The organism is Colwellia sp. MB02u-9, from assembly GCF_014077085.1.
GTDB lineage: Bacteria > Pseudomonadota > Gammaproteobacteria > Enterobacterales > Alteromonadaceae > Cognaticolwellia.
Window position 1 is genome coordinate 65,632 of sequence record NZ_JACGVF010000094.1, and the last position, 13,939, is coordinate 79,570.

The 13,939-nt window shown below is 35.2% G+C and carries 13 protein-coding genes; 7 read left to right on the forward strand and 6 right to left on the reverse strand.

Annotation, left to right across the window (positions count from 1 at the left end; translation table 11 throughout):
- Nucleotides 1-309 precede the first annotated feature (309 nt).
- Nucleotides 310-801 (forward strand): hypothetical protein, encoded by a 492-nt coding sequence (locus H4J65_RS08975; RefSeq protein WP_182197691.1) that lies wholly within the window; start codon nt 310-312, stop codon nt 799-801.
- Between the two features lie 556 nt (nt 802-1,357).
- Here the strand turns inward: H4J65_RS08975 and pepE are convergent.
- From pepE to H4J65_RS08990, 3 genes are all read right to left on the reverse strand, one after another.
- Nucleotides 1,358-2,095, reverse strand: a complete 738-nt coding sequence (pepE, locus tag H4J65_RS08980; RefSeq protein ID WP_182198204.1) for a dipeptidase PepE — start codon at nt 2,093-2,095, stop codon at nt 1,358-1,360.
- A gap of 138 nt (nt 2,096-2,233) precedes the next feature.
- Nucleotides 2,234-2,650, reverse strand: a complete 417-nt coding sequence (locus H4J65_RS08985; RefSeq protein WP_182197694.1) for a type II toxin-antitoxin system HicB family antitoxin — start codon at nt 2,648-2,650, stop codon at nt 2,234-2,236.
- Between the two features lie 859 nt (nt 2,651-3,509).
- Nucleotides 3,510-4,406 carry a hypothetical protein gene (locus H4J65_RS08990; protein ID WP_182197696.1) on the reverse strand — a complete coding sequence of 299 codons (897 nt, stop codon included), beginning with the start codon at nt 4,404-4,406 and terminating at the stop codon, nt 3,510-3,512.
- 230 nt (nt 4,407-4,636) lie between these two features.
- Between H4J65_RS08990 and H4J65_RS08995 the strand changes: the two genes are divergently transcribed.
- From H4J65_RS08995 to H4J65_RS09015, 5 genes are all read left to right on the forward strand, one after another.
- Nucleotides 4,637-5,815 (forward strand): tetratricopeptide repeat protein, encoded by a 1,179-nt coding sequence (locus tag H4J65_RS08995; protein ID WP_182197698.1) that lies wholly within the window; start codon nt 4,637-4,639, stop codon nt 5,813-5,815.
- Nucleotides 5,816-6,162: 347 nt separating this feature from the next.
- A complete protein-coding gene (locus tag H4J65_RS09000; protein ID WP_182137977.1) occupies nt 6,163-6,720 on the forward strand; it encodes a phosphoribosyltransferase in 558 nt (185 codons plus the stop codon).
- Nucleotides 6,721-6,917: 197 nt separating this feature from the next.
- A complete protein-coding gene (locus H4J65_RS09005) occupies nt 6,918-8,129 on the forward strand; it encodes an ectonucleotide pyrophosphatase/phosphodiesterase (protein ID WP_182197700.1) in 1,212 nt (403 codons plus the stop codon).
- Nucleotides 8,130-8,232: 103 nt separating this feature from the next.
- Nucleotides 8,233-8,682 (forward strand): hypothetical protein, encoded by a 450-nt coding sequence (locus H4J65_RS09010; RefSeq protein WP_182183611.1) that lies wholly within the window; start codon nt 8,233-8,235, stop codon nt 8,680-8,682.
- A 131-nt stretch (nt 8,683-8,813) separates the two neighbouring features.
- Complete coding sequence (locus tag H4J65_RS09015) at nt 8,814-10,028, forward strand: EAL and HDOD domain-containing protein (protein ID WP_182197702.1); 1,215 nt, start codon at nt 8,814-8,816, stop codon at nt 10,026-10,028.
- Between the two features lie 55 nt (nt 10,029-10,083).
- Here H4J65_RS09015 and yghU read toward each other — a convergent pair whose 3' ends face one another.
- Nucleotides 10,084-10,950, reverse strand: a complete 867-nt coding sequence (gene yghU, locus H4J65_RS09020) for a glutathione-dependent disulfide-bond oxidoreductase (protein ID WP_182183615.1) — start codon at nt 10,948-10,950, stop codon at nt 10,084-10,086.
- 248 nt (nt 10,951-11,198) lie between these two features.
- On the opposite strand from yghU, the gene H4J65_RS09025 reads away from it, so the two are divergent.
- The gene (locus H4J65_RS09025; RefSeq protein WP_182197704.1) at nt 11,199-11,777 is read left to right on the forward strand and encodes a hypothetical protein; all 579 of its coding nucleotides are present in this window, start codon (nt 11,199-11,201) and stop codon (nt 11,775-11,777) included.
- A gap of 27 nt (nt 11,778-11,804) precedes the next feature.
- Here the strand turns inward: H4J65_RS09025 and H4J65_RS09030 are convergent, their stop codons facing one another.
- Nucleotides 11,805-13,112, reverse strand: a complete 1,308-nt coding sequence (locus tag H4J65_RS09030; RefSeq protein ID WP_182197706.1) for a tyrosine-type recombinase/integrase — start codon at nt 13,110-13,112, stop codon at nt 11,805-11,807.
- Nucleotides 13,113-13,486: 374 nt separating this feature from the next.
- On the reverse strand, nt 13,487-13,801 hold the full coding sequence (locus tag H4J65_RS09035) for a hypothetical protein (RefSeq protein WP_182197709.1): 315 nt from the start codon (nt 13,799-13,801) through the stop codon (nt 13,487-13,489).
- Between the last annotated feature and the right edge of the window lie 138 nt (nt 13,802-13,939).

Consider the following 13,939-nt stretch of genomic DNA (forward strand, 5'->3'; position numbering starts at 1 on the left):
AACCAATAAAAAAATTAAATAAGTTAATGGTGATTCAGCTGTAAGAGAAGTAACGCAATATCAGTTAAAAGCAACACCACTTAAAACAATAAACGAACTTTGACGTAGAAATAGTAAATTATCACAAAGTTTCAGGACGTTAATTATCTATTAATAACTACTGCTATTAATAGATAACAATGTGAGGAAAGAAGGAAGTAGTAAAGCTTTAAGATTGTTCACTATCGTTAATTGAATAATAACCTTAAGCAGACTCTAAATTTGGTATGAAAAAATTTAATACTACAACAATGAAAAAAGGACGAACTCATGAAAACAGTAATTAAAGCAATAGTTATAGCAAGTGTATTGGCTTCACCGGTATTTGCCTTTGATAATCATAAAGCTGAAATGAAAGATGAAGGTAAGATGATGGGCAGCATGATGGGAATGATGAGTCATGAGCAAATGATGAAAATGCATCAAAATATGCAAGAGATGCAATCATTGATGGAAAAGATTAAAAAAGAAACGGATCCAAATAAACATCTAGAATTGATGGAGCAACATATGGAAATGATGAAACAGCACATGGAGATGATGCCAAAAGACATGCATATGATGAACGGCAAAGGTGACATGATGGGAGACAAAGGCGGCATGGCACAAATGAACAAGAGTAAAGAAATGAGTATGGAAAAACGTATGGGCATGATGGAAAACCACATGAACATGATGCAAATGATGATGGAGCAAATGATGAATCATAATGCAGAGGAAGATAAATCACATGAATACGATGATAATGATGATGGAAAATAGTGCAGAGGAGACAGGAGCTAGGTAAACATAAACGTTAGTATACCTTCCTTTATTCATAGGAACTTGATGATTTAGTGGTAGAAATATCATTCTATAGCTTTATTTTTCAAGTTCCTAGCTGTCTCAAACACCTGAAGTTAGCCGCTTCAAGTGCTAAGAAATATAACCAATGCAAAATAATTTATAATCAGAGTATAACCATTAAAATTTACTTGAGCCTGCCAAGTGAACACATACAAAACGTATTCAAATGTATGCTTCATTGCTTAGAGCATTATGAACATGACGGGTATTGGATTACCTATATAGATATGAAAATGTATTGGCAACAGTGATTCAAGGTTTTGTCGATAAGTCTAGTGCTGGTTTGTTAAGAATTTAGTGCTTAGAATCTTTAGAAAGACAATATATTACGACAAATAACCACTGTGGCGACCGATTTGTAGTGGCAAAATTAATTATGCCACTACAGCGAAAATCACTGCTAGCTTCAACTTAGTAAGCTTTATTTGAAGATCACATATATGACATACATCACTTATATCTAGTTTATAATTTATAAAAGATAATCTAAGTTATCTTCAGTGGTGATAACAGTTTTTTTACCTGCCTTAAATAAAAACCCATTAGCTGCAGTTGTTGAGCCTTTTGTATCAGATAAGCCCGATACTAACTTAATGGTATTTTGCTTAATATCTAACGCGGTTCCTTCGACAATCGCAACAATGGGTGTAGTCGTGTTTAGCACCATAAATTCGGCTAAACGTTGTGCACGAGTTTCGCCATTATGACCAGCAGGGTTATAGTCGGTATAATGTGGATTCAACTGAAAATCAACAAGTTGCAGAGCATTGAAACTTTCAGGTTCAATAATAGGCATATCATTTGTCGTGCGAATAGAAAGTCCCGCAATATTTGAACCTGCACTCCAGCCTATGTAAGGCGTGCCTTGTGCTACTTTGCTTTGAATGGCTTTAATTAACTTGTTTTGATATAACTGATGCAATAAATTAAAAGTATTGCCACCACCAACCGCTATTGCTGGCGCGGCATTAATTGCGCTGACGGGGTCAGCATACTGATGAATACCGGTTACTTTAATGCCTAGCTCAGTTAATGCATTTTGCACCATTGCCGTGTAGTCATCGTAATTGACTGTCACACCGGCATAAGGAATAAATAATAATTCATTAACACCCATAAGCTTTGCCTTTATTAAGGCTAATGCATGTTGTAAGTAGGTTGTATCACCAACACGAGAGCTACTTAGTAGTAGTAAGTTTGCATTTTCAATAGTCAATTTTTTAGCCTTTTCAATTCATTAAGTGGTATCATGTCACTTGATTTATAAGGAGAATTTTAACCATTATTAGTTTTTATACTCAATATAACTCAGCCAGAACAACGACCTCAAACGTTAGTTTGAAGTCGTTTAATTGTGTTTAGTATTAACTAACTCTGTTAAACATGCCATGGCAATAAAACCAGAGCGTGTTTTGTAATTTGAAGATTTAGCCACCCGATCATCAATTTGTTTTATTAATAGTTCAGGTAAGGTTACATTTATTTTATGGCTTTTCCCCATGTAGGGGACAATGTCAAAATCCAGCATGGCCCAAATAGGTGAGGCGGCAGAAGATAACAACATATGCTCTTCAATAGTTTTTGCCTGTGGCACTTTTTCACCGTATTCAACCAATATGTTTAAGTGTGAAATCATGGCGACATTTAATAATAAAAAGCCCTCGTCAATGGTTGCTGCTTTTACCTGACAGCCCGGTAAATCCACAACTGAAAGCAGGTAATTTTTATCATCGTTATTGCGTAAAACCAAGACTGGATATTTCATAGCTTTGTCCTTTATCTTATCTTTACTAAGCATAACCCCAACACCTCCATCTGTAAATGCATAGATAACCCTCAGGGTTACCATTAACAAACGAGTAGTAACCCTGATAACTCCTGGTGATCGAAAAAAGACAACTCCAATAACCCTATAATTTAACGGTGTGATTATTCACTTACCTTAATATTGTCTATCAACTGAGATAATTTTTTTATCATGGGTTTTTTCATTATGTTTTTAATAAAATCTGATATTTAAAAAAAAGGTTATTTATAGGGTTATTGGGTGCAAGAATGTAGTGAAATAATTTCAGCAATAATGATTTATTTTACTGCTGAGTTGGTATTGCCGGCCTTTTATGACATTTTATATTTACTGTTACTAGTGAATTTTGGCTTGAATTAGCACAGGGTAATATCATTATAAGATGATAAAAACTGACTAATAAAGTTGACGATTAAAAGAGCTATAAATGAGTTGGTTGATGGCTTTTGAACCAGAGAATTATCCGAAAAAATTTAGCGTTTAATCGTGGTAGGTAGTGAGAAATTTAGTTTTATATTAAAAAGAATCATATGATTCGATGAAAACTTTTCATTTTGTCAGGTGATTATGCCAATTACTGACCCAATGAACTCGTTTGCTAGGTGAGGTCTTGACCCTGTTTTAATTATGCTGAGTGAGCAACTACCCATATTTTTAGTCATAGTTTTTAAAACTAAAAATGTTCCGAAGCGCGTCTTAAGTATTTTTTAAAACCTAGCTTAAGTCATACATCTCGTGTGTCATGCACCATGGCGGGATTACCACATAAATAGAAAAACTCGCTCATTTTTAATGCTTAAAGTTGAGCAATTAAAGCTTAAAATTTATGTTTTTCGACATCATTAAGGTTTATTTCGTAGGCGTTCCTGCCAATACCGAAAAACTCTTCGTCAGTAAAAACAATAACCTCTTCATTAAGAAAGGTTATCGCTTCTTTTTGCGTCACAATACCTAAATCAATGCGATACCTATCTCCAGAGAAAAAATCATCACCTTGCCAATTCTCAAACAGCCAAATGCGTTGTGAGTCGAGCAGTACCAGTTTTTTCTTACTCGGACTTAAAGCAGCTGACGTTATCCAACAGAGTTTTTCGGCAATAGTGCAGGTTTTAAATTTACTTATTTTTTCTGCATCATGATTAGCCGCATAAGCGCCAATTTTATATAAGCTAGTTATACCGTTAAAAGGTACGGTACGGTTTTTGGTAAATAAATAAAGGTACTTTTTATAAAAAACAAAAGCTTCAACATCAAATACCATTTCATCGGCTTTAGGTGGAAAACTGGTATGTTCAGGATAATTAAATTTAATGATTTCTGCCTGAGTTGTTTCACCTTTTATATCGATGGGGTTTTCAATTTTATATATCGTTAACCATTTACGCAGATTGTCATTATTACCAAAGTCGCCTAAAAAGAAATGACCAAAATCGTCTTGAGTCATATCCTCCCAGTCAATATTTTTAGCGTTAGTAATGGTGATTTCTCTATCAATACCACCTGTTTTATTTAGCTGGTATAACTTTGCTTGGTCGCCACCATCATTAATTGCCCACAGTTTATTGTGTTTATCAAACTCAATACCTGATATTTCGTTTAGTTGAGCGTCAATGGTGGCATATTTGTTCTTATATAACTGATAGCTAGTGGTAGCTATGATTATGATAACGGCAATAGCACTTCCGGTAAAAAATCCGGCCAGTGTTTTTTTCATAAATGTAAAACCAATAAAATTTAGCAAGTTAATTAAGCCGAAGCATAGCAGGGAATAAAAAAAATTACTCGTCCATTTGTAGGCAAGGCTTTGAATTGGCAACTCAATATAGTGATGATGCCGATTAGTGAAGTGTATTTTTTTATTAATCTAAGGTAAAAAAACGGCTGAATATCATAATAAGTAATATGCTTAAGGTATATCTAAGTTGATATTGTCTTGGAGTATAGATGAAAAAAACACCAATATTCTGCGCTATAGGCATAACAATTATCTTATTAACTGGCTGCCAGTCAGGTAATACATTACAAAACTATTATCTTGGCGATATCCAGGCTAGTGAATTTTTAGATGATAAATTTATCGGCTATAAAGATATTTTAATAGAAACTGACACAGAAATATTTGCCTTAAGTGCCGAGATGAAAACCATGGCAAAAAGTATTAGTTTAGAGCGTGATGCCCGCAAAAAAGCGACCAAACTACTTCAGCATTTCTTTAGTCCGGAAGACATCAATTTAGCTTATGAGTCTGGTGCCAATGTTATTGCCACCCAAGCATTTAAAAACCAAGCGGCTAATTGTTTATCATTAACTATTATGGCTTATGCAATAGCGCAAGAGGCGAAGCTAAGCGTTGCATTTCAACGTGTTGACGTGCCTGAATACTGGGTGCGTAATGGTCGTGTTAATATGCTTACCGGTCATATTAACCTCACTGTTTTGGATGAAAAATCTTCTGATAAAAGGGTGCTTTTTCAGCGCACAAGTATTGAAATTGATTTCGACCCTTTTGTAAATAAACAGCCTTTTGAAAAACATAAAATAAATAAAAACACCGTGCTGGCAATGTTTTACAATAATAAAGCCGCTACTGCCATGGTTAATGGTGATTATGTTACGGCTTATGCTTATTTAAAAAAAGCCACCAAAGTCGATCCTCTTTTTTCTTCCGCGTGGGGTAACTTAGGTATTTTATATCGTTTTAATGGTTATCAGCAAAGTGCGATTGACACTTACCGATATGCGATAAGTTTAAACCATAATAATTTAACCACGATGGCTAATTTGAGTATGTTATTACATGCCAACGGGTCTTATGAAGAAGCGAAACATCTAGACAGCTATATTATGCGCAAGCGAGCAAGTAATCCTTATTATTATGCGTTACTCGGTGATGAAAAATTTTATCAAGGCGCTTATAAAGAGGCAATGAATCACTATAAAAAGGCGATAAAACTTAATAAAAACATCCATGAATTTTATTTTGGTTTAGCAAAAGTTTACTATATGTTGGATGAGGTAGGAAAGGCGAAAAGCTACATCAAAAAAGCCATGGCAAAAAATCATCTCGCTCAACTCGATAAGCAATACTTAGTGAAGTTAACTATTTTAAATCAAAAAGAGTAAATCTTGATATTAAAATAATAACCTGTGCTTTACTTTACATATAACTTTGGCTTTATTGTTATCAAGGTATTTTTAGTTTGTGATTTACTAGGCTTATTTGGATTAGTTGATATTGAAATATAGTAGCCAGTTTACAGTATCTTGCTGACCACCTTTACGTTTGTTTTTTATCATGCAGGTAGCTGAATAAGCACCCTTGTTTTTATTATCGCCTTTGCTGTTATCTTTCTGAAAATCAGCTTTGTGGCTCAAAATATATAAATAAGTCGACTGGGCTACTCTGGCTAGTAAAAAACACGTTATAATGCCCCTCAACAAAAAATTAATTTAATGAGGTTAGCTCATCAATGGAAAAGCGATTTATAACAGCACAAGAGTTGCTTGAAGATTCATTTCGTGTTGCTGCGAAAGTTTTTGAAGACGGTTTCAGACCACAATTTATTGTTGGAATTTGGCGTGGTGGTGCACCTATTGGCATTGCAGTACAAGAATATTTTGACTTTAAAAAAGTAGAAACTGACCATATAGCGGTTCGCACGTCTTCTTATTACGGTATAAACCAACAAAGCAAAGAAATTAAAGTGCACGGTTTACATTATATTATTGAAAATGCCAATGCCGATGACGGGCTGTTAATTGTTGACGATGTTTTCGATTCTGGTCGAAGTATTGAAGCGTTAATAGCTCAAATGAAAAAGTTAACCCGCAATAATATGCCAAAAGATATCAGAATCGCATGCCCTTGGTATAAACCCACAAATTCCAAAGTGGATTTAGTGCCTGATTATTATGTTCATGAATCAACGGAATGGTTAGTTTTTCCACATGAATTATCAGGTTTAACACCTGACGAAATAGCCCATGGTAAAAAAGATTTGGTCAATATTTTAGACTTATTCGAATAGCCGTTATTTTATCAGTTAAAGCAACTAACATACGGCCTTAACCTGTGTTGGTTGTTATATCAAGGAAATAGGCAGAGTGAAATTTTCAGTCGTCTAGCGTAAAGACCAAAAGCTTAAGCTACTCGCTTGTAAAAAAATTATTATTACCTTATCTTACACAGTCTAAAATTAAAGCGAACTTAATCTGGTTGTGTCGAATGAATCTAAAAGCATTAATACTTTTGGGCTGTTTTTTTTCCTCTGTGAGTTTGGCTAAAACGCCGCTCGTACTATTATCTATCGATGGTTTTGCTCAAGGTTACATAGCACAATACCAACCTAAAACGTTAATGTCACTCATGCAGCAGGGCACTAGTGCCAAAGCTTTGTTACCGGTTTATCCTAGTAAAACCTTTCCAAATCACTTAAGTATTATCACCGGTCGTTATCCAATAAATCATGGCATTGTGCATAATAGCTTTTATCATCGAGATATTGATAAAGACTATAAATTTGGTGATGGAAAAAACGATGCCCGCTGGTTAACTGCCAAGCCACTTTGGCATATCAATGAAATGCAGGGCAATAAATCGGCGGTTTATTTCTGGCCAGAATCTGAGACAGCCATAGATAATAAAACGGCTAGTTATTATTATCCTTATAAGCATTCCACCCCGAATAAAACAAGGCTTGAGCAAATACTGACATGGTTACGCTTACCTGAATCCGAACGACCAAATTTTATCGCGGGTTATTTTGCCAGTGTTGATGATGCCGGTCATGAATTTGGTGAAAACTCTCCACAACTTATTGATGCTATAAGCAAACTTGATGCTTTACTTGGAGATTTTGTCCAACAAATTAATCAGGAATTTAAGGGTAAGGTTAATTTAGTGATTGTTTCAGATCATGGCATGACTAAAATTAATAAACACCATGTTATAAAATGGCAGGAAAATATTATCGAGGGTGTAAAAGCCATTAATGGCGCCACACAATTATATTTGTATAGCGATAACGAGATTAAATTACAGCAAAGTGTTCAGTTATTTAATCATGCCCAAGCCAATGCTCAAACCGAGAACAAACAAGCCCAATACCGTGTATATGAATACCTTAACTTTCCAGCCCATTGGCATTTAAACCGAAAAACAGCGGTAGTACCTAATGTTATTATTGAAGCCTTACCATCTTATGTTTTTAGTCAAGGTAAGGCGAATATCAAAGCAGAAACACATGGTTACGATCCAAAGTCATCTCAAGACCTTGAGGCTATTTTTATCGCAACGGGACCTGCATTTAGTAAAAACAAGCAAACTGCAGCGTTTGAGAACATACATGTATTACCTATTATTACTCGAGCATTAGGGCTAACAGATGTCGATAATATTGACGGTAGCTATCAAGTAGCTGAGCAAATAGTTAAGTAATCGGTTAAATAGCCTTACCAATGATGCAAGCACAGAACTTAGTTAAGCTAGTCAGTTTTACTTTGCTCAGCAAGCCCGGCTCAAGCTAAATAAAAAGGCACAAATGGCGATATTTAAATTTACCGTGGTAAAAGGGCATCAAGTGGCGTCAGGTCGTGCAAATGATCCTAGATTCCCTCGAGGCACTATCGGCGCACAGTTACCATTTTTTCAAGCGCTGGGGTTGGATCTTAACGGATACTATCTCGCAACAATAAATGCTCAATTTAACTGCCATGCCATTGTTATGAATTTTTATGATCACTATTTTAAGCAAGTAAAATGGCATGAAAATATGCCGGCAGAAAACTTCAAGTTTTGTCGATGTCATATTTTAGCCAACTCTACCTCTTATCCTGCGCTAATTTATCAACCGCAACTTGATACTAAAATAGAGCACTTACAGCCAATAAATCAACTTGAATTACTTGCGCCATTCATTGAACACCTTCATTACGGTGATGTAATTAGCTTAGACATTGCAAACGCTAAGGTTACTTTATTTGACGTTTAGCCATAGTCTATTTGCATGCACTTATTACATAGCCGATAAAAATTAAAACTTAGCTATTTTTTAAATAACTTTTCAATAAGATGGAAAATAAGCTATGTTTTATTAACCATCCGTCTTTAAAGAATCTGCCTATGCAAATAAGCTATATTGCTCGTCAAGCCATACTAGACAAAAATAATCAAACGCTTGGTTACGAACTTTTATTTAGAGATAGTCCAGAGAATAAATTCCCCGAAATAGATCAAGATATTGCCAGTTCTAAATTGATCATACAAAATCATTTTCAGAGTGACATTCAATCGGTTAGTTTAGGTAAGTTAGCCTTTATAAATTTTACTGAAAAGTGCCTGATCAATAACTATCCGCTGATGTTCAATAAAGACAGTATTGTCATTGAATTAGTGGGGCATAAGTCAGCCAATGATCGGCTGTTAACAATCGTCAAGTATTATCATGATCAAGGTTATAAAGTCGCTTTAACCGAATATGACCTAGATGAAAAGTGGGATGTGTTGTTTCCCTATCTCGCGATGATAAAAATCGATATAGAAAAAACTAACGCTAAACGTATACGTCCAGTTTTGGATAGAATCAAAGCTTTTGATATTAAGTTAATTGCTGAAAAGGTTGAAACCAATTATCAGTTACAATCGTTGGCGGAAATTGGCTTTAGTTATTACCAAGGATTTTTCTATCATGAGCCCGAAATTATTGCTGGGCAAACGTTAGTACCCATTAAATCGCAAATGCTACATTTGATCAGTGAAACCTTTAATAAGCCCCTAAACTTTAACCGTATAGCGGAAATAATTGGTCACGATGTTAATTTAACGGTTGGGTTACTTAAATTAGTTAACAATGTAGCAACCGGCACACGGGTAGAAATAACTTCGTTAAAACAAGCTGCAGCATACTTAGGTGAAGACAAGCTTAAAGAGTTCGTTACGATTCTTGCGTTATCAAAACTAACAACTACTAAATACAGTGAAGTTTCAAAACAATCTTTGATAACCGCTAAATTAATGGCGAAAATTGCCAATGAAAGTGTATTCATTGCCGTGAGCGACTTTGCCTTTATTACCGGTTTATTAAGTGCAATAGAGGTGATTTTGAGCATGCCAATGAATGAAGTTTTAAAAACCATGCCCTTAGCGAAACCGATTGAAGATGCGCTAGTAAATCACACTGGGTTACTAGGAAAACTGTTAGATTTAACCACAAACTACATTACCGGTAAGGGTGAAAATATTCAGCCATTAGCTGAGTTATATCGACTTGACCCAAACTTTATCCACAAAGAATTTGTTCATGCCAGTAACTGGTGTAAGTCTTTAGATTTATATTAGTGTTGGTACGGTATGATAAAAGAGCGCATTTATCATACGCTCTTTTGCTTTTACACTACTCTTTGGCTAGCTTATCTTGTGTACGTTCTAAAAAGTCGCTGGCATCATGTCGTTCATGTAACTGGCTTGATAGCTCTCCCCAGGTTTTATTGACCATAACACCACGTTTTACTGCAGGTCGCTGATTTATTTCTTCTGCCCAACGCATTAGATGTTTATAAGACGATAAATCTAGGAATTCAGCAGCATCATATAAACGATTTAAAGCAAGTGCACCATACCAAGGCCAAATAGCAATGTCGGCAATGGTATATTCATCACCACATAAGTAATGATTGTTTTTAAGATGCTTGTCGAGTACATCGAGTTGACGCTTTACTTCCATAGAAAATCTATCAATACAATATTCTATTTTATCAGGGGCGTAAGCATAAAAATGGCCAAAGCCACCGCCAAGATAAGGTGCGCTACCCATTTGCCAAAATAGCCAAGACATACATTCAGCACGTTTGTTGTCACTGGGTAAAAAGGCATCAAATTTTTCAGCTAAGTGAAATAAAATAGAACCAGATTCGAATAAGCGAATTGATTGCTCATCACTATTATCTAACAAGGCAGGTATTTTTGAGTTTGGATTAATTTCAACAAAGCCACTACCAAATTGATCTCCTTTGCTAATATCAATTAGAAAGGCATCGTATTGTGCTTCCTTACCTAAGGCCAGTAACTCCTCAAACATAACGGTGACTTTAACGCCATTGGGCGTTGCAAGGGAATATAACTGAAAAGGGTGCTTACCTTGTTCTAATACTTTATCGTGTGTTGATCCAGAAATAGGGCGGTTAATGCTTGCCCAATTACCACCATTGCTAGTATTCCATTGCCACACTTTGGGTGGGATATATGAATTTTCTTCACTCATGCCTGCTCCAATATTTATAAATTATACGTTTGGTACGTTATGCTTAAAGTTAATAACATACTAGTTTTATTATCAAAATTTTATATAGATTGCGACCAGTGAAATAATAACCAGGCGTAATATATTTTTGGGGTGAAAATTTGATTAATTAAAAGCTTTTCAATATATTCGCTATATAAACAAAACCCTAAAAAGCCTATATTAACGAGTAATATAATGTTCAATATTTTCTAAGGGGTAAATTTAGCGTGCAGATAAAAATTATCAAAAATATTTTTTTATTAAGCCTTAGTTATATTTTTTTAGTTGGCTGCACAAATATTGTTGAACATAAAACATCTGTATTTAAAGGTGAAAACCTCATTACGCCTTATTCTGGCTTTTTAGCTGGTTGGCATGTTTCGATTGAAAATAAAGAAAATTACCATACTAGAATGTGGCAACATCCCATTCATGGCTTTAAAGATGCTTACGTTATCAGTGTTACTGCACCAAAAGATAAAAAAATAGCTTACTTTCGCCAAGTTATAGACCAACCTGGTTATGACACCTGTGTAGAGTTTACAACACTAACACTAGAATCTTTGCCTAATGAGCTATATCCAAGCGAGATATGGCAGACAAACTGTAAGAAAAAAAATGGCAGTGAAGCCAAAATATTGCATCTGATGCTACTTGGAAAAGACAGCTTTTATCATGTCCAAAAAATTTGGCAAGACAGCTTTATCAGTAGTGAAATCGAGCAATGGCAAAATCGTTTTAAACAAATTTATCTTTGTGACAGCAGGGCAACTGTCACTGTTTGCCCTGATGTTTATTCTTTATAAGTTGTTTTGATATTTTAGATGAAGCAATTAATCAACTTTTCGGCGTTTGCCACTTTCAGCACGTTTTTTGTTTTCGGTTTGGACATAAACGGTATCTGTGGTTGCCATGCTAGCATGACCAAGATCTTCTGAAAGATCTTTTAGGGCACGGCCTCTTTCAATTTCCATACTCGCACCTGTGTGCCTCAACCAGTGGGTAGAAGCTTCTTTAAGTTTTAGGGCTCTGTTTTCACCTTCAACTTGTTTCATGTTTTGATAAGCCAAGTCAAAAACTTCTTGCACAATACGCCTTAAATGACGAGCACTCATGCCTCCTTGCCCCCGAATTTTTTCAACTAAAACGGTATTTTCACCATTAGCAGGGAGTTGAGAAAGTCCGCGAGATAATCGATACCGGCTTAGAAAACTCATAAAGTCGGGCGGTACTGTGGTATCACGAAGCTTACGGCCTTTGCCAAACACCTTAAACCACCAGTTTTCATCTTCATCTTGCCAAAAATGCCCCATAATAGGTGACCAAAATTCACGATCACTAAGCTCTGATACCCTTAGGAATAGGGTTTTTAATGCGGCAATAACGAATAAGTTTCGCTCATAAGACTGGTTTTCGTCTGCCATATCAGTGGCAGTATCTAGCAAATATTGCCACTGACTATTAGTTAAGCGTTTAACTTCTTTAACTTGTACGTCATTAATGAAATGTTTGCAGTCTTTTTTAGCAATTTGTGCAGGGTTGCCGTAGCAAAGTTCTTCAGCCATTAAATAGTTGTAGAAAACGATAATAGCGGTAAATGAAGAAGTTAATGTTTGTTGAGATGGACGATATTTCTTCTTATCAACATCTTTAATAATTTGACTTTTTGCGGCTTGAATTTTAAATGGTTGCCAATGCTCATTAATGACAAAATAGCCGTTAGCTAATTTGAAGCGTTCTTGGTTACTGGTACCAATCCAGGTTACGGGCGGTTTCCAACAAAAGTCAGCATATTGTAAAATGTCAGTTTTTCTTAATCTGTCTATGGGGGTTTTGTTTATAAAGAAACTCCAGAGCAGAAACTTTTCAATTTCATTGCGAAAACGATCGTAAGTATGGGCAGATTTATTTCGACCCGTGTAGGCTAAAAAATCTTTTCCCCAATGCCAATGTTCTAACCACCATATTTGAGGTCCAGATTCTGTCTCAGACACAGCAATAGACTTAGAGTCTAATGCTGAGTCCAATGCAATATCAGGTGTTAATAAAGTTTTAACGCTTGGATAATCTTCAAAGGTAAATTCACATAACTCAGGGTAAGTTGGAAATAATGGCTCGGGACAAGTTTTTAATGCAGACATTAGCTGGCTCAAAATAATCGATAAATACTGTGTGAAGCCACTATAAATGAACTATCCCACTATGTCCAATATTATAGAGTATCGGACATAGTGGGGTACATGGAGGGCAGTGCTATTGCCCTGTAATTGTTAATCCAAATTAAAAACTGGATCGGATCCAGTCTTCACTGGGAATTCATCTTGTTGAATTAATTAGTCTATTTAGTATTTTAGTGTACTGACATTTTATCGTTTGCAAGTTAAAAACTAGATCCTATTTTGCGTAACGCTACGTGCATGAAATTTACTTTTGCGACTATTCCCTTGTAAATTATACGTAGCGTCACCTTTATTTCTGCAATTAATTTAAAGCCGATTCTTGTTTAGAGAAAATATCACTTTAAATATTTTTCAACTTCTTTAAGCGTTAAACCATAATTAACTTTATTTCTAACAGTCTTATTCCAGTAGTTTTGAATTAATTCGTGACTTCTAACTGTTGCGCTAATTCCATGTGCCCAATTACGCCATATATCTAAAGAAATCCTGCCTTTTTTGAAATAAAAATACTCATCAAGGATTTCTTTTTCTTCATCTGTTAAGTATTGACCTTCATCTTTATTTAGAATTAGATCAATTTTTGAAGCTAACTTGAAATACCGACTATTAAAGCTAGAGAAAGCTTCTAGTTCTAACTTATCATCTTCCATACTTTGTTTTTGAATAAAGTACACGAATAAATAATTGCTGTAATAATTGTTATAAGATTTTTTGTATCTAAATCGTCAATTATCAGTAATGGCGAAATAACTACAGGAACCAGCCATACAATTTTCATTTTTATCTTT

Bases quoted from the DNA above. Each gene is read 5' to 3' on its own strand.
- H4J65_RS09015 (WP_182197702.1), top strand. From the start codon at position 8,814: ATGCAAATAAGCTATATTGCTCGTCAAGCCATACTAGACAAAAATAAT.
- H4J65_RS08985 (WP_182197694.1), bottom strand. From the start codon at position 2,650: ATGAAATATCCAGTCTTGGTTTTACGCAATAACGATGATAAAAATTAC.
- H4J65_RS09010 (WP_182183611.1), top strand. From the start codon at position 8,233: ATGGCGATATTTAAATTTACCGTGGTAAAAGGGCATCAAGTGGCGTCA.
- H4J65_RS08990 (WP_182197696.1), bottom strand. From the start codon at position 4,406: ATGAAAAAAACACTGGCCGGATTTTTTACCGGAAGTGCTATTGCCGTT.
- H4J65_RS08995 (WP_182197698.1), top strand. From the start codon at position 4,637: ATGAAAAAAACACCAATATTCTGCGCTATAGGCATAACAATTATCTTA.
- H4J65_RS09000 (WP_182137977.1), top strand. From the start codon at position 6,163: ATGGAAAAGCGATTTATAACAGCACAAGAGTTGCTTGAAGATTCATTT.
- yghU (WP_182183615.1), bottom strand. From the start codon at position 10,950: ATGAGTGAAGAAAATTCATATATCCCACCCAAAGTGTGGCAATGGAAT.
- H4J65_RS09005 (WP_182197700.1), top strand. From the start codon at position 6,918: ATGAATCTAAAAGCATTAATACTTTTGGGCTGTTTTTTTTCCTCTGTG.
- H4J65_RS09030 (WP_182197706.1), bottom strand. From the start codon at position 13,112: ATGTCTGCATTAAAAACTTGTCCCGAGCCATTATTTCCAACTTACCCT.
- H4J65_RS08975 (WP_182197691.1), top strand. From the start codon at position 310: ATGAAAACAGTAATTAAAGCAATAGTTATAGCAAGTGTATTGGCTTCA.
- H4J65_RS09035 (WP_182197709.1), bottom strand. From the start codon at position 13,801: ATGGAAGATGATAAGTTAGAACTAGAAGCTTTCTCTAGCTTTAATAGT.